Origin of the sequence: Paenibacillus sp. FSL H3-0469 (genome assembly GCF_038051945.1) — a bacterium.
In the GTDB taxonomy this organism is placed as follows: domain Bacteria; phylum Bacillota; class Bacilli; order Paenibacillales; family Paenibacillaceae; genus Paenibacillus_AQ.
Map to the genome: position 1 here is coordinate 5,411,586 of NZ_CP150302.1, position 17,483 is coordinate 5,429,068.

General features: G+C 52.8%; 10 protein-coding genes. 8 read left to right on the plus strand and 2 right to left on the minus strand.

Going from position 1 to position 17,483, the window contains the following annotated elements:
* Positions 1-77 precede the first annotated feature (77 nt).
* From NSS83_RS23820 to NSS83_RS23845, 6 genes are all read left to right on the plus strand, one after another.
* Positions 78-1,811: an ABC transporter ATP-binding protein gene (locus NSS83_RS23820; RefSeq protein WP_341346632.1), complete on the plus strand. Its 1,734-nt coding sequence runs from the start codon at positions 78-80 to the stop codon at positions 1,809-1,811.
* Complete coding sequence (locus NSS83_RS23825; RefSeq protein ID WP_341346633.1) at positions 1,808-3,562, plus strand: ABC transporter ATP-binding protein; 1,755 nt, start codon at positions 1,808-1,810, stop codon at positions 3,560-3,562. The genes NSS83_RS23820 and NSS83_RS23825 overlap by 4 nt, the downstream gene beginning before the upstream one ends.
* A 76-nt stretch (positions 3,563-3,638) precedes the next feature.
* Positions 3,639-5,186, plus strand: a complete 1,548-nt coding sequence (locus NSS83_RS23830) for a GGDEF domain-containing protein (protein WP_341346634.1) — start codon at positions 3,639-3,641, stop codon at positions 5,184-5,186.
* Positions 5,176-6,114: a phosphotransferase gene (locus tag NSS83_RS23835; RefSeq protein ID WP_341346635.1), complete on the plus strand. Its 939-nt coding sequence runs from the start codon at positions 5,176-5,178 to the stop codon at positions 6,112-6,114. The genes NSS83_RS23830 and NSS83_RS23835 overlap by 11 nt, the downstream gene beginning before the upstream one ends.
* A 53-nt stretch (positions 6,115-6,167) precedes the next feature.
* Entirely contained in the window at positions 6,168-6,776 is a 609-nt protein-coding gene (locus tag NSS83_RS23840; RefSeq protein ID WP_341346636.1) for a hypothetical protein, read from the plus strand.
* Positions 6,777-6,958: 182 nt separating this feature from the next.
* Positions 6,959-8,128: a DUF4317 domain-containing protein gene (locus NSS83_RS23845; protein WP_076158698.1), complete on the plus strand. Its 1,170-nt coding sequence runs from the start codon at positions 6,959-6,961 to the stop codon at positions 8,126-8,128.
* A 391-nt stretch (positions 8,129-8,519) separates the two neighbouring features.
* Here the strand turns inward: NSS83_RS23845 and NSS83_RS23850 are convergent, their stop codons facing one another.
* Positions 8,520-9,122: a DUF4304 domain-containing protein gene (locus NSS83_RS23850; protein ID WP_341186937.1), complete on the minus strand. Its 603-nt coding sequence runs from the start codon at positions 9,120-9,122 to the stop codon at positions 8,520-8,522.
* A gap of 124 nt (positions 9,123-9,246) precedes the next feature.
* Complete coding sequence (locus NSS83_RS23855; RefSeq protein ID WP_341346637.1) at positions 9,247-9,864, minus strand: DUF4304 domain-containing protein; 618 nt, start codon at positions 9,862-9,864, stop codon at positions 9,247-9,249.
* Between the two features lie 151 nt (positions 9,865-10,015).
* Here NSS83_RS23855 and NSS83_RS23860 point away from each other — a divergent pair, with 151 nt between their 5' ends.
* Positions 10,016-10,747: a hypothetical protein gene (locus NSS83_RS23860; protein WP_341346638.1), complete on the plus strand. Its 732-nt coding sequence runs from the start codon at positions 10,016-10,018 to the stop codon at positions 10,745-10,747.
* 365 nt (positions 10,748-11,112) lie between these two features.
* A complete protein-coding gene (locus tag NSS83_RS23865; RefSeq protein WP_341346639.1) occupies positions 11,113-17,424 on the plus strand; it encodes an S-layer homology domain-containing protein in 6,312 nt (2,103 codons plus the stop codon).
* Positions 17,425-17,483 lie beyond the last annotated feature (59 nt).

The following is a 17,483-nucleotide window of genomic DNA, read 5'->3' on the forward strand; positions in this document are numbered from 1 at the left end:
GGAGAACTTCTTCACTCCACCTATGCGAACGTCCGTGCTACAATATTCCTTGTGAATATATGGAAGGCGGTGGAGCAGTGACTGCAAGACGCTGGGTGATGACCTTCATACGGATGCACAAGCTGGTATTTGTATGCGGTTTCTTAGTAACTACGTTAATGACCTTAGTGAACCTGATGTATCCGTTCCTGGGCGGACGGCTGATTAATATCGCTTTTTATGATCAGGATCTGAATACCTTCCTGAAGCTGTGCCTGATCTATGCCGGAATTCTCCTGTTCAATCAGTTTATTGTGGCGACGCTGAACAATCTGATCTCCTCCCAGATGATGACGGGGTTCGTGTTCGATATCCGGCGGGCGCTATTCCGCAAAATCCTGCATCAAAAGGGGAAGGATCTCTCGGGGATGTACAGCGGCGACCTGATCAGCCGGATGAACCGCGATGCCAAGGACATTATGAATCTCCTCTTCTGGAGCGGACTGTGGGGGTATTCCAATCTGCTGCATATCGTGTTCGCCGTAGGCTTCATGTTCTATTATCATATCCTGCTGGGAGTGTTCACGGTGGTGCTGGTGCCTGTCGTGTTCTTGGCCTCGAAATACTTTAAGCAACGGGCGCTTAGCGTTAACAGGGATCTGGCGGCGGAGCAGGGGAAGCTGTCCTCGTACTTATTTGAAATTGTGGCCAATATGCGGGAGATCAAGCTGCTGAATGCCGGGAGGCTGGTGACCCGCACCTATCTCAGGCGGACAGTCTCTATCCATCACAAGCATGTGGACAATGGAAGAATCGAAGTGACCACCGAGCGGGTGAACGCATTCATCACGCTTGCCGCACAGCTGCTGCTGTTCATCATTTGCGCCCGGCTGATTGTGAAGGGGCAGATGCAGCTTGGTGTTTTTGTGGCTGCCGCCAGCTATTTCAATATGGCTGTGACTTACTTCAGCTCGATGAGCGGCAAGATTACCGATACCTGGGGGCAGAGCGTGTCCTTGCAGCGTGTGGCGGAGCTCCTGAATGAGCAGGAGGAAGACTATAGAGAAGCCCTTCTGCCCACACTGATTAAGGAGGGGACCATTGAATTTCGCAATGTCAGCTTCGGGTATACGGAAGAGAGACGGGTGCTGGACGGGTTCAATCTCCGTGTGGAGGGAGGGAGCACCGTGGGCATTGCCGGAAGGAGCGGAGCCGGGAAAACAACACTCGGAAGCCTGCTATGTAGCCTCTATCCCGTTGACGGCGGCGAGCTTCTGATCGATGGCCGCAACGTGAACGAGTATAATCTGCACAGCTTGCGGAGTCAGGTGGGCGTGGTTCATCAGGAGACGGTTCTGTACGATAACACGCTGCGGTATAATCTGTCTTTTACGAATAACCGTGATCAGGACAGCCTGTTACTCGAAGTACTTAAGAGAGCTGCGCTGCAGGAGCTGGTCCAGAATCTCCCGGATGGACTCGACACGTTGCTGGGGACTTCAGGGCAGGAATTATCGGGCGGCCAAAAGCAGCGTCTGGCTATTGCAAGAATCCTGGTCAAGAATCCGAAAATTCTGGTCTTCGATGAAGCGACTTCGTCCCTCGACAGCAAGAATGAGGCGCTGATCCGGCAGATGACCAGTGAGCTTGCGCAAGACCGGACGCTGATCATCATCGCCCATCGGCAGTCCACGCTTAGAGGCTGTGACCGGATCGCAGTGCTGGAGGACGGCCGGGTCACAGGCTACGATACTCACGAGGTACTCATCAGAAGCAATAAAACGTACATAGATCTGTTCAGCGAACAGTGTGCAGGAGGCGAAGCGGTATGACTATGACAAGATGGGCTGCCTATAAAGCACTGACTCAAGGAATTGAAGGGGTCCGTAAGCCGCTGCTGGCGCTCGCACTGTTCAAGCTGTGGAATCTGGTCTGCGGACTGCTTCCGTTATTCCTGTACTCTGTGCTCGTCAACCGTGTGCTGGTAGAGGAGCATATGAATGAGCTGTGGCCTGTTATCGCGGGATATCTGGGAGTATTCCTGCTTACGACGGCCGGGATTGCGGTCAGCAGGCGCTACTCCAACCAGTTGCTCCTGAAGTATGACCTGAGGCTTAAGCGCAAACTGCTGAATAGAGTGGGCAGCCTGGATTATGAGGAGTATAGCGGGTACAGCATTGGTGATCTAAAAAGCCGGATCGAGCAGGATTCAGCCGCAGCCGGACGGTTTTTCACGGTTCATCTGTTAGATTTCAGCTACGCTGTCCTGTATGCTGCTGCGCTGGCTGGGATTCTTGTAAGCTATGAGTGGCGGATCGCCCTCCTTAGCTTCGTCTTCGTTCCGGTCTCCTTACTGACGGTGAATCTCTTGGGCGAGAAGACGAGGAAGGCGGGGGAGGAGCTATGGAGGCTGCAGAACGGTTACGAATCCTTTTTACATGCAAGTCTGCAGAACTGGAAGGATATTAAGACCAATAATCTGGAGGAGGCCCAGCTAGAGGAATTGAACGGGCATTATGCGGCTATCCGTCCAGTGTGGTTCCGCAGCCAGCTCTATCAGCATCTGGGCGTTTCTTATTCGTTCTTCACCAAGAACTTCATTACCCAGTTGTTCATCTATTTCATTGGCGGACTCTTCGTCATTAAGGGCTACTCGGAGGTCGGTGTGCTGCTGGTGTTCATCAGCTTCTACGGGCAGTTCTTCGGGTTCATCGAGAGCATCAGCAATGGCCTGATGAATTACAAGAATGATTCGGTGAATATCAGTAAAGTGATTGGACTGTTGCAGGCAGAGGCGGACCAGCGGCCTTACAAGCACATTAGCGGACAAGAGATTGAGGTTCAGAATTTGCAATTCCGCTATGAGGGGACGAAGGCCTTCGCACTGGACGGAATTTCATTCTCGGTGGGGAAGGGGGAACATCTGGCCATCGTAGGGCAGAGCGGCAGCGGCAAGTCAACGCTTGCCAGCCTGCTGACCGGACAGTTGAAGCCTCAGGGAGGGAGCGTCAGCATCGGCGGCACGGATCTGCATGCGGTGAACAGCGGGAGTGTGGCGGCCAAGGTAAGCATCGTGGTACAGGAGCCTGTTCTGTTCAATATGACGATCCGGGAGAACCTGCTGCTGGCGGGGAACGGGGCAACGGAAGCAGAGCTGATCGCCTGCTGCCGCAGCGCCAATATCTATGACTTCATTGCATCGCTCGAGCAAGGGCTGGATACGGTTATCGGGGAGAAGGGGATGAAGCTCTCCGGGGGCCAGAAGCAGCGTTTATCCATTGCCCGGGCTTTGCTGCAGGAGCGGGACATTATTATTTTCGATGAAAGTACAAGTGCCCTGGACCATGAGAATGAGCGCGATATTATGAATGAGCTGAAAAGCCTGTGTGCCGGCAAAACGATAATCTCCATCGCCCACCGCCTCTCTACCATTCAAGCCTGTGATAAGGTGCTGGTTCTGCAAGACGGTAAGGTGGCAGCCTGCGATACCCATGCCAACCTGCGTAACCGGAATGAAGCGTATGATCTGCTGTTCCGCAGCCAATACGCCGCCTTAAGCCACACCACAGAACTTGTTCATTGACGGCGTCTCCGGCCGGTAATATATTAAAATTAAGATTTAATAGGCGGCCCGTGACGGACTGTAGAGGAGAAGAGAAATGAGCCCGATCCATGTGTGGATACCTGTCGTATTTTATTGGCTGCCGATGCTTTTCTTTTTCTACATGGGAATGGATGTGCTGCTGCGCAACCCCCGGAAGATTGAACATCGTCTGGTAAGCGCTACAATTCTGTGCTATTTCCTGATGTTCCTGGAGGAGTACATCCGGTATATGCTGCCGATTGAATACAGTCCGGTGCTGGCTGCGGTCTGGTTCGCCAATGTCGGTATCCTCATTCCAGGGCTTGGCTTCCATCTGATTGCCCGGTTGATTGGCCTCCATAAGCGGATGTCCCGGCCGTGGTATCCCTATCTGTTTCATATCCTAACGCTGGCGATCCCGGCTGGACTCTTTGGTCAACGTTCCTATACTTCTGTGCAGCTGTTCACCGTAAGCGGGGTATGGAAATGGCCGGTGGCGAACGGGGCTTACTACGGGACTCTGACGGCCAGCCTGCTGCTGAGCTTCGTCCCGATTGCTATGCTGCGCAGTGCACGCAAGTGGAGTTCCGCCGATCCTGACTATCAGGAGCATGGCGGTATCTTCAAGCTGCTGGAGTACGGCTCCTGGGTGACGTTCCTCTGGGTCGCTGTATTCGGCTATTTCCGCTTCAATGAAGTGCTGCCGCCGTATACGTATATCTATGGAGGGCTGATCTGGTGCTTCGTGCTGCGCCTGTCCATGCAGAGGTATGAGTTCCTTAATCATGCGGGACAGCGCTACAAAAAAATGTTCCAGATCAACTCGCAGGCTGCGCTGCTCGTCTCGTTGTCCGGGAGCATTAAGGAAGCGAATCCGAGTGCCGGTAAGATGTTCGACCATCTGACCCTGGAGAAGGCTAACCTTGCTGATCTGGGCGGTGCGGAGATCGTAGCGAAGCTTCAGACGCAGGACGATATCGGTGAGTTGGAGATGGTTCTGCATAGCGGGGATAGTCTAATCGAGGTGATGATTAACGGGGATTACGTGACCGTGGATCATGAGCCTCATGCCGTACTGCTCATCCGCGACATCCGGCTGCGCAATCAGCATGTACGGCAGATTGCCTTCATGGCCTACCATGATCCGCTCACAGGGCTGCCGAACCGCAGGCAATTCTATGATAAGCTGGAGGAGACTCTTGCGGAAGCAGAGCGCAGCGGCGGGGAAGTAGCTATCCTGCTGCTGGATCTCGACCGGTTCAAGCAGGTGAACGACCGCTGGGGTCATGAGGCCGGAGACCAGATGTTATGCAAGGTAGCGGGCATGATCCATCAGCTGGTCCAGCCGGACGGGCTGGCGGCCCGCTTCGGCGGCGACGAATTCGTGCTGTTCTGCCCCGTAGGCGGGGACGGACTGACCGCCACAGAGCTGGAGCACCGGCTGCTGGCGGCGGCTGCACAGGCCACGCTGGATTATGAAGGCGAAGAGCTGAAGATCGATATGAGCATCGGCATCAGCTTGTATCCGCAGGACGGAACGGCCCCGGACGCGCTGCTGCGCCAAGCCGACAGACGGATGTATGCGATCAAGCGGGGAGAGGCGGAGGGGAATCATGAGATTTGAGATTGGCGGGGAGATGTCGTTAATTGAGGAAACCGTGCGGGAGTTTCTGTGTGAGACGGCAAGGGTCCTTGATATCGAGAGCACTCCGCTACAATCGGGTTATCAGGCGGTGGACTTATTCCGTCACCGGATTCTCGTAGAGAGTGAAGGCAGACAAGAGTACAGCTCTGTGATTACCAAAATGGCGAATGAAATTGAACGCCGGGTAATGAACCGGTTAATGGATCAGGGGGCTAATGTCCCTTTTAATAGAGCGGGTAATCTGGATTCGGACCATCGGGGGCTCTTGTGTATTCAGGACGTAGATTATCAGACGGATTATCAGAATCTGGATATCGCGATGCTTCAGCACAAGGAAATGCAGGCGCTGGCTTATATTCATAACCGTAATCGTGGATTGCAGGAGGAGTTAGCCTGGCTCCCCCGGGTTAACCGTGCATACATAGAGACTATAATTCATGGACTATGGAAGCCCGCATGGGAAGAGGCCAAGCATAATGAACGGTTCGTGGAGACCTTCGGGACGTACATATCTGAGGTCAATGCCATATCGGGGAAAATCGTGGACGAGCTTGAAGCCGTCTGGAAGGATGAGACCACTCACACGCTTATACATAATGATCTGAATCCCGGAAATGTATTGGTACACGATAATGATGACGTTATGTTCATTGACTGGGAAGAAGCGCGATACGGCTCCCTGTTACTGGACATCCCGATGCGGGTTGACCGGTCTCAGGCTGGAGAATACCGTGAAGTGCTGGCTTCGCTGGGATGGGTGCTTCCTGCGGATACGTTTGAGCAGAGATATCGGGCTGCTTCGCGTTATCTCGGCTTGCGTTATATGACTTGGAGCTTGGGGGCCTGGCTGCAGGACCCTGGTACTGAGGGCGGGCTGCGGCGATATTTGGATATGGTTATTGTGTAGTAGGTATAGGTAACAATTAGACATATCCAACTTGCATAGAGGCGGTGCTGAATATGGTATTCAACAAAATCAAAGTTGGCAGATTAAGGTGGGGATCTATTTATGTATTCCTTACGCTGGCTCTGATTGGTACCGGGTGCTCGCTCAATACGGAGGAAAAAGTGAAGGAACTGAATGCTGTTGATGTGCCTGCTGACGAAATAGTTGATATATCCTGGAATGCTGGGTGGTCACCAGCAATCAGCGTAACTCCAGGCATTCTGTTTGAGCTGCGCGGCAGTGATGATGTTATCTATGAATTATCTGGAGATACTGCTTACCTATGTGTTGATGCTGGGGGGAAGCTTGAAAGCCTCAGCAAAGGAGGAAACACAAAGAAATCCGGGGAACGCTTCTACTGGAACTACCTCTATGGAGACCCGCAGATACAGCCTGCCGATGTTGGAGACTCATGGATCAACATTATCCGTAAGGAGGAAAATTTTCGCACCGGCTGGGTCTTGATAAAGATATCCTCAGGAACAGACAAGACAGCAGAGAGGGAGAATGGATTGTTCAAAGCTGAAGTTATGGCAAGCCTGGAATTTCCCCAACAGGACGGTAATTACCAGGTGATCTCGGATAAGAATCTGCTGGATCTTGAAGCCGCCTACAAAAAATGAATAGAACTGATAAATAAAACCCCTTCTGGCGAAGGGGTTTTATTTATCACCAACGTTGAGAATTCACCTCCATTGAGGTGAGGGGCTGAATCGGAATTTTCAACTGCATGGAGAACGTACGTGCTATAATTAAGGAAGCTATTGCCTGACCAATTCATTTCATAGGAGCTGTGTCACATACCATGATCAAGAAAGAAGCCGCACATATCCGCAAGCAGTTCAAGATGGACCATGATCAGCTGAATCTGTACGATATTCTGAATGTCTATATTATGAAAGAAACGAACGAAATCTACCACTTCGAGCGCCAGCCGTTCGCCATGCTGGAACGCGAGAAGCAGGAGCTGTATATGAGTAACTTCCGGAAGCTGCTGACGGGCGAGCTGGATCAGAAGCTGTTCGAGCTCAAGTTCCTGGAGGAAGCGGAGGAGCCGTCGCAGGTGATGCTGCACCAGGGGCTGATCACCGGTGACCCGGAGGAGTGGCAGGACCTGATGCTCATGCTGGTGGACAAAATGCTGGTGGATGCTAAGTATGAGAAGGATGCAGTGGTCACCTTCGTACGGGGGCAATACTTCCGGCCGACCAAGGCGCGTAATGACGAAGCTGAGGAGACCGGGAAGGACGAGGTCTTCGCACATCCATTCATTCTGTGCAGCGTGAATTCCACAGAGCAGCAGCGCAAGACGCTTTTATTCGATTATGTGGAGCGGGAGTTCAAATACAATATCATGGTTGATCCGATCATTAAGCTCAGCACACCGGAGCAAGGATTCTTCTACCCGAGTGTGACGGACAACTATTCGGATATCAATCGTGTGCTGTACTGCACGGGAAGCGCGAATAATCCGAACCCGCAGTTCATCGAGCAGGTGCTGAATGCGGAGCGGTCGGTGACGGCGCTGGAGGAACGGTCTATTTTTGAAGATATAGTGAAGGAAGTGGCGGGCGAACAGATCGATGTGGCCACGATTGCCCAGGTGTACGAGGAGATTCATCAGGTGATTGAGGACAACGCGGAGGAGGAAGAACCGCCGAGACTCGATTACCGCGATGTGGAGCGTGTGCTGAAGGCCAGCGGCGTGGAGGATGTGACGGCGGAGAAGGTGGAGCGCGCGTTCGAGACCATCGTGGACAATAAGCACTATGAGATGAAGGCCAGCAGCGTCATCCCCAAGTTCACCTCCAAGTCGATCAAGATCGATACGAAGGTTGCTTCGATCACGATCAGCCCGCAGGACCTGAGATATGTACGGCAGGTGAACTACCAGGGCAAGCGCTGCATCATGATTGAGATTGATGAGGATGCGGTGATCGAAGGCTTCACGCTGCTGACAGAGAACTTATCCTAATCTGTATAGAAGGTTTTTTTGGAAAAAGGGCTATCCCGATGTCTCCTTAGGAGAACGGGAAGCCCTTTTTGTGTAGGCCCGGTACGAGACACACGGCCCAACCTATGCCCATGAAATTGAGTAGCAAGAGTTTATCGCAGGTTGTACCAAACGTATTTTCACAGAAAAACGACCACAATTGGACCGTGTGCGCTGGGTAGGCGAAATGTAATCGGAAAACCGACCACAATTGGACCGTGTGCGCTGGGTAGGCGAAATGTAATCGGAAAAGCGACCGCAATTGGACCGTGTGCGCTGGGTAGGCGAAATGTAATCGGAAAAGCGACTACAATTGAACCGTGTGCGCCGCGAAGGCGAAATGTAGTCGAAAAAGCGACTAGAATCTCCTTCGCTAGGAAGAGCTTCCGTATTTCTCCCAGACCGCTGCATATTTCTGCTCCCAGATTGCCCAGCGCTTCTCGGCGCCGTATTTCGCCTGGAGCTGCTTCAGGTATTGCTCCGCAGTCTCTGTCTCCCCTGTATCCAGCAGGAACCCGAAGGTCTCTTCACTTAAATGCAGTGCTGTCCGCTGCATATAGTATTCAATAATGGCCCTGGCATCTGTTAAGGTGTACAAGAATTGAAGACCCTGATCCAAGTGGAGCAGCAGGTCTGCCGTGAACTTGTCCACATCTACCTCCGGCGTCAGGAAGTAGCGTTCCGGAGCGGCGGGGACGATTTGGTTGATCCGGGCATAGAAGTGAGCCAAGCCCAGAGACTTAGCAGGCCTATACTGCGCAAGCTCTTCGGAATGAAGATTGTAATTCACATAGAAGCTGAGCTGCTTGTATGTATTGTACTTGTATTTCTGGATATTGATTTTATAGCTGAATTGGCCCTCTGTCTTGTAGAAGTTCAGATCCTTTGTACGGTAGCCCTGTGCGGAGAAAAAAGGTTTGACGTCCTGCTTGATGATCTGCTTGAACAATTCCTGCATATCTAACAATTCCTGCATCGTAAATCCTCCTTCGCTTGAGTGGATAGTAGATTGCATAGTTTAACGTTTCAGAGGACGGCTTATTTCTGCCATCAAGCTCATCAGTCAGCATACGGATTTGCCGCTTGAAACCGGAAGCTGTTTATAGCTCCAGTCCGTATTCCGACCAAATGGCTGCATACTTCTTCTCCCATATCGTCCAGCGCGGCTCGGCCCCGTATTCGTCCTGAAGCTGCTTCAGGTAAAGCTTTGCGGTCTTTGTTTCACCTGCACGCAGCAGGAAGCGGAAGGTCTCTTCACTTAGATGCAGCGCTGTCCGCTCCATATAATAATCTAAGATGCTCCTGGCATCGGTTAAGGTATACATGAACGCAAGCGCCTGGTCCAGGTGCTGCAGAAGCTCTGCCGTGAAGCTGTCTACATCTACTTCTTTGGTCAAGGTATAGCGGTCCGGGGCTGCGGGGACTATCTCCCTGATCCGTGAGGTGAAGTGGGAGCTCCCTGCCACAGATACGATGGACGACTGGCTTATCTGCAGCTGCGCAAGCTCTGTAGAGTGAATAGTACAGTTCACATAGAAGCTGAGCTTGTCCCAGGTATTGCCCGACGATTTCTGAATATTGATGTTATAGATAAGCTGATCCTCTGACTTCGTGAAATTCAGATCTTTTGTACGATAGCCCTGCGCGGAGAAAAAAGGTTTGACGTCCTGCTTGATGATCTGCTTGAATAATTCCTTCATATCTAACAATTCCTGCATAGTAAGTAATCCTCCTTCCTGTGGTGATCATAGACTGCATATTATAACATGTGGGCTGACAGCTATAATGTACTATAAACAGAATAATCTCAAATGACTTCATTCTGGGTAAATATAGGATAGGAGGCAAGAAAGGAGAATGGAGTAAGTGATGAAAAATGTTAAAATTCTGCTCGGTGTATTTGGATTCGCTGCCGTTATGGTAGTGTTGTTCGGGTGGGGAGGGCCTATTGTTCTAAAGTTATTCCTACATAATGATTATGCGAGAAGTGTTATCTTGCTGGTGGTGTTCAGTCTGGTGGTGTTCGGCAAACGGTGGAACTGGTCAAATGGGCTGGTCTATATCATTGCGCTGTTTTCCTTCTTCGGCATGTTCATCGACTCGGCGGGCAATCCGGTCTATAACAAGCCGCTAGAATGGATCATCTCGCCGTTCGGGCAATTGCAGGTGGACCGGTATGTCACTAATTATGCGCCGGGGCAGTTCTCCATTACAGATAACGTGACCATTCTGAAGCTGGACGGAGAGGTTACGCGCCTAAGTACCGTATGGTTATACCTGTACCGCTTGGCCCAGTATATGGTGCTCTACTCCATTATAGGCACCCTGCTTAGTGCGATCCGGGGCAAAGGACCTGAGCGCCTGCCGCTCACCTCCACATCCGTAGACGAGACGTTGACACCGCATATGGAGCAGCGGGTAGCTGCGGAGCTGAAGCGCCGGGAGGCTGCAAGCACTTCACTGAAGGTCGTTCCCGAGGAAGTTCAGGAGCATGTCCGGCAGTTAAAAAAGGAGGGACAGCTCATTCTGGCCATCAAGCTGGTACGTCAGCATACGGATATGCCCCTTGGCGAAGCCAAGCGGTATGTGGAAGAAATGTAGAGGATTATTTAACAGTCCGTTCTGTGCAATCGACAGAGCGGGCTTTTTTGATAGAATTTATAAGTTTTGGGGTCCCCGCCAAGTACCTGAGTCATCACCTACGCTAAAGCCCCACTTTTTTTGGGGGGGGTGCGCGTATTTGCGTCATTTCAAATCACGCAAGGACTTAATACACATTTATTGGCGAAAAAACTAAAAATAATTTGTCGAATTAGTTAACTTAATCGCGAAAAATGTCGATAAACCAGTATAGAAAACTAATGCTTGCTAATGCCGGGCATGTGCAGAGCGTGTGCAGCATGTTCAGAGTTTTGCGGAAGCGTTATCAATATTATGGAAATGGTCATTCGACAAGGAGGAAAGCGATGTTTAAGAAATTGGGGAAGATCGGGCTGGCTGTGGTATTGGTGATCGGGCTGCTGCCCATGATGTCACTCCGTGCCTATGCGGCGGTGCCGTCATTCAATGAAGCGGCTGATTTTGTAATTGAGCCTCCGGTTACGTATGCGGCGGGTAAAAGTCTTACGGATGCGCAGGGCCTACAGGATGGAAGTACGGCGGTGCTGCTGAATTCATTCGTCTATCAGGGGAATTCTTACACGGCCTCTAATTTCTTAAGGGTCTATAACAGCGCAGGAACGCTTATCACGGACGTTAACCTGGGCAACCTGATGGACACCTATTACAAAATGACGTATGTGAGTATGCTTGCTCTCAATAACGGCAATCTGCTGATTATGTACAGTAAAAGCGACTCCAGCGAGTACAACCTGCAGCTGGGCACAGTTACCGAGAGTACACCCAATGCCTATTTCATGGTGCTGGATAAGAACGGTCAGAAGGTGACTGGCCAGACTCGGCTGAATACCTTCAGTGCGGCCAGTCAGCCGCAGCTGACGCGTTTTATATCTGCGGCTGAGCTGTCTAACGGCAATATCGCTTTTTCCTGGCAACGAAATGATAATGTAAGCACGGTTACCCGCGTATTCACTGCTGCGGGCGCACCGGTGTCAAACGAAACTCTGCTGGTAGCTGCCAATGCGAGCATGTCCTACGTAGCTGCTGGTGACGGCGTGTACATGGCGGCCTACAATTCAGGGGCTCCGAACGATAATATCTATCTGCGGTTATTCAATAACAGCGGAACCCCCGTAACCACTATTAATATTGGGGCGAGAACGAATGAGAAGCAGTTGTATCTGTCTACGCTGAGCAACGGGAATTTCATGTTCAGTCAGTATAGCTGGCAAACCGGAATCACGAGTGTCTCCTTGTATGACAATGCAGGTGTAAGCCAAGGCGGATTTAACGTAAATGGTTCTCTGGGCGAAGCAGCGGCCGCTGTGTATAAGAAAGGCGCACTGCCGGGATTCGTAACGGTAAGCACGGATGCCGCGTCGAATAAGGCCATTGACGATGCCTATAACTATGGCACAGAGTGGTCGGGAACCCAGTACGCTTACCTGAATTACTATGACAATGACGGGACCCTGCTGTATACAACGGATCAGCCGGTGGATTCCGCTCCTGCTGTATTTCAGGGTTACGATGCAGTTAACTGGATTTTCAATGTGGAATATTATGCGAAGTTCGCTGTATATCCGGCCTTCGGCGACAAGATTGTTTTCATCACAACGGATAATACAGATGCCACTCATTTCAGAATTACCGGCAAGCTGTTCAACAGAGTAGCTTTAACTCCGGTTGTGCTGCAATCGGCTGTAGCGGACGGTGTGCCGGGAACCACTACTTCAACGAAGATTGACCTGACCTTTGATGCTGCGATCACTGGATTGACGGCAGACGATATCATTATTACAGATGGCACAGGCTCTGCGGTAAAAGGGTCCTTGAGCGGATCGGGGACCGCTTGGAGCCTTGCGCTTACTTCAGTGACTGGCGAGGGTGATGTATCCGTGGCTGTGAATTCGCCTAGCGGATACTCAGTTAGCGGTTCGCCGCAGATGGCAACCGTATCGCTGTTCAAGCCAGCGCTGGAGCCAACCCCGGCAGCGGTGATCGACTACGCAGCCGAGCAGCTAAGCGGTCTGAGCGCGAATGGCACGTATACTGTGAACGGTACGGCGGTAACCGCGACTGCGGCTGGCACCTTGGCGCTGGAGCAGAGCTGGCTGGGTGAGTCTCTGAGTATTGTGAAGCAGGGGAATTCTACGACAACTGTAGACAGTGCGGCGCAGGTGCTGGTCATTCCATCCCGTCCCGCGGCGCCAACAAGTGTGACGGCAACGGATGAACTGGCGATAGATGCGGACAACGGTACACTTGAGAATGTGACTTCAGCGATGGAGTATAAGCCAAGTACCGGTGGAGTATGGACGGATGTGACCGGTACAACGGTGACGGGACTGGCTCCGGGTACGTACGAGGTCCGTGTGAAATTGACGGCGTCGTCTTTTGTATCGGAAGCGCATAGTGTAACGGTGAATGCGTATGTGCCAACGGCAGAGGCTACCCCGGCAGCGGTGATTGACTATGGGGCCGAGCAACTGAGCGGTCTGACGGCGAATGGTATGTATACCGTAAACGGTACATCGGTAACGGCGACTGCGGATGGTACGCTTGCGCTGGAGCAGAGCTGGCTTGGAGAGTCCCTGAGTATTGTGAAGCAGGGGAATGCTTCAACAACGGTAGACAGTGCGGCGCAGGTACTGGTCATTCCATCCCGTCCGGCAACACCTGCTGGTGTGACGGCAACGGATGAACTGGCGATAGATGCGGACAACGGAACACTTGCGAATGTGACTTCTGCAATGGAGTACAAGCTAAGTACCGGGGGAGTATGGACGGATGTGACTGGGACATCTGTGACGGGACTGGCTCCGGGTATGTATGAGGTCCGTGTGAAACTGACGGCGTCGTCTTTTGCCTCGGAAGCGTATAGGGTTACGGTGAATGCGTATGTGCCAATAGTAGAGACAACCCCGGCAGCGGTGATTGACTATGGGGCCGAGCAATTAAGCGGTCTGCTGGCGAATGGTCTCTATACGGTGAATGGCACATTATCGATACAGGCGGATGCGGCGGGCAAGCTGGCGCTGGATAGCGCTTGGCTCGGAACCTCTCTGAGCCTTGTGAAGCAGGGAAATGCGTCCACGACGATTAACAGTGCGGCGCAGACCTTGACCATCCCTGTTCGTCCGGCAGCACCTGCCGGAGTAACAGCAACGAATGAGACGGCGATTAACGCGAAGAACGGTACGCTTACGAATATGACTCCGGCCATGGAGTACAAGCAAGGTGCCGCAGGCGTATGGACGGATGTAACAGGTACAACGGTGACGGGGCTGGCTCCGGGCACGTACTACGTCCAGACCAAGGCGACTTTGACGGCTTTTGCCTCGGAAGCACACAGCGTGAATGTGGTTGCGTATGTAGCGATACCGGAAGCCACACCAGCAGCGGTCATTGATTACGAAGCTGAGCAGCTGAGCGGTCTGACGGCAAACGGTACGTATACATTGAACGGTACGTTGAACGTAACAGCAGATGCAGACGGTAAGCTGGCGCTGGATAGCGCTTGGCTGGGCAGTTCCCTTAGTCTAGTGAAGCAGGGGAATGCGTCAACTACTATAGATAGTGCGGCGCAGACCCTGACGATTGCTGCCCGTCCGGCAGCGCCTGCCGGAGTAGCGGCAACGGATGAGACGGCGATTCACGCGAAGAACGGTACGCTTACGAATGTGACAACAGCCATGGAGTATAAAAAAGGTTCAGCAGGCGCATGGATAGATGTCACAGGCACTGAAGTAAGCGGGTTGGCCCCGGATACGTACTATGTCCGTACGAAGGGTACGGTTACAGCTTTTGCCTCGGAAGCACAAGCTGTAACGGTGAATGCCTACGTACCCACTCTGGAAGCCACACCAGCAGCGGTCATTGACTACGAAGCTGAGCAGCTGAGCGGTCTGACGGCAAACGGCGTGTATACACTGAATGGTTCGTTGGTCCTAACAGCGGATGCAGACGGCAAGCTGGCGCTGGATAGCACTTGGCTGGGCAGCTCCCTGAGCCTGGTGAAGCAGGGGAATGCCTCCACAACCATCGACAGTGCGGCGCAGATCCTGACCATTCCTGCCCGTCCGGCAGCGCCTGCGGGTGTAGCTTCAACAGACGAAACGGCGATTCATGCGAAGGATGGCACGCTCACGAATGTGACTACAGCCATGGAATATAGACAAGGTACAGCAGACGCATGGACAGATGTTCCAGGCACTAGCGTCACAGGTCTTGCGCCAGGCGTGTATGTTGTCCGCACGAAGGCGACAGCAACGGCGTTCAGCTCAGCTGCGGTGGAAGTGACAGTGAGCCCCTTTGCATCTGCGGCGGAAGTGACGCCTGCGGTGGTGATTGATTTTAACGCTGAGCGATTGACAGGTCTGATTCCAGAAGGGGGATACACCGTAAATGGTACGGCTGTAACGGCTACTATGGACGGAATGCTCCTGCTAGACAGCAGCTGGCTGGGCACCACACTGAATATCGTGAAGACAGGCAATGGGGTAACCACTACCGATAGTGATGCGCAAGTGTTGAGTGTTCCCGCGCGTCAGGCTGCTCCGGTTGGAGTGAGTGTCACGGATGTGACCTATAACGGGGCCAATGACGGAACACTGCAGAATCTGACCGCCCAGATGGAATACCAGATGGGGAACACAGGGGCTTGGACAGAAGTTACAGACACTACGATTACCGGTCTTGCACCAGGCACGTATTATGTGCGGGTGAAGGCTACGTCAACGGACTTTGCTTCTGCTATTGCTCAGGTGACCGTGCATGACTCAGATGCCGTGATCCCGGCGGCTCCAGAAGTGGTAGCGGATGATCTGAACAATACGATAGTGGGCCTGAACACCACCATGGATTTCTCTGTGGATGAGGGACCCTTCGTACGATATGACGGAACCAACCTGCCGGATCTCAGCGGCGAGCATACTGTGAAGGTACGGGTTGCGGCCAGCGGATCAGTTCCGGCAGGACCGGCAGCTACGCTGACTTTTACAACGAATGTCTTGATCCCTGCCGGGGACTTGACTGTGAGTGCCAGTGATCCGGGTGGAGCAGAGAGTAACGGCTATACACAAATCAAGGTTACGCCTGCACCGGCTGAAGGGCATAAGCTGCTGTATAAGAATTTTGGTGCTGGCAGCATCATCGTGCCGAATGTGGGAGATCTCCTGACCGGATACACGCTTGTAGGCAGTGAAGGGCTGATTCCGGCAGCCGATGGTGACACGCTTGGGATTGCTGAGGTAGAAGCGGAAGGCAGGGTGGTAAAATACGGCAGCGTCATGGCAGTAGTTGCGGTGACTACTCCGGTAACACCAACTCCCGATCCAGTCAGCCCGGGAAGCGGAAGTAACCCGAACAGCGGGACTCCTTCCGGGAATCCGGCCAGTACGGTCACCGATGTGATTGTCCTTGTGAACGGCAAGGAGGAGAACGCGGGCAAAGCAACGACCACGACCTCCGGTAACGTTAGAACAACGACCATCGCGGTAGATCCGGCCAGATTGCAGGCGAAGCTGGATGCTGAGGAGAACGGGGCTGTAGTAACTATTCCGATGATGCTGGATTCAAATGTGATTGTCGGAGAATTGAGCGGCCAGATGATCAAGAATATGGAGAATGTGGCGGCCACCCTGGTGCTTCAGACCAGCAAGGGAAGCTATACGTTGCCTGCATCCGAGATTAACATTGGCGCCTTGGCCGCAAGATTAGGTAACGGGGCTAAGCTGGATGACATAACGCTGAGAATTACCATTGGTGATGCTTCGGCCGCCATGAACCAGGTGGTTAGCGCTGCAGCAGGCAGAGGCGGCCTCACCCTTGCAGCGCCAGCCCTGGATTTCACAGTTACTGCTTCTTCCGGGACCTCAACAGTAGAGTTGAACCGGTTCAATGCTTATGTAACACGTACCCTGGCGCTTCCGCAGGGGATTAACCCTACCCGGCTTACAACAGGTATCGTTGTCGATCCGGATGGAACGGTGCGTCATGTACCCACCCGAATCATCCTGAAGGATGGTAAATATTATGCAGAGATCAACAGTCTGACGAACAGTACCTATTCGGTGGTCTGGCACCCGCAGACATTCGCGGATGTGGAGAAGCATTGGGCGAAGAATGCAGTGAATGACATGGGCTCCCGTCTGGTCATTAACGGGGTGAACGCATCCAAGTTCAACCCGAACGCGGACATTACCCGTGCAGAATTCGCAGCGATCATCGTACGCGGTCTGGGGCTGAAGCTTGGAGAGGGAACTGCGAAATTCGCAGATGTTCCGGCGAGTAGCTGGTATGCAGCAGCAGTCGGAACAGCATCCGAGGCGGGTCTGATCAACGGCTTCGAGGACGGAACCTTCCGTCCCGGAGACCGGATCACACGCGAGCAGGCCATGAACATCATCGCTAAGGCGATGAAGCTGACCGGTCTCGCAGAACAGACCGGCACAGTGAACACCGCAGGCGTGCTTGCAGGCTTCACGGATGCAAGCCGCACGGGAGCCTGGGCGAAGGACAGCCTGGCGCTCGCAGCCTCCGCCGGCTTAATCACCGGCCGCGGCGGCAATAAGCTGGAGGCACAGGCTAACGTCACCCGCGCAGAAGTGGCGGTGCTGATTCAGCGTCTGCTCCAGAAGTCGAAGCTGATTGACTAACGGATTAGACTAAGATATTCGAATCAGAAAAAGCGGATTCAGACATTGTGCTGAATTCG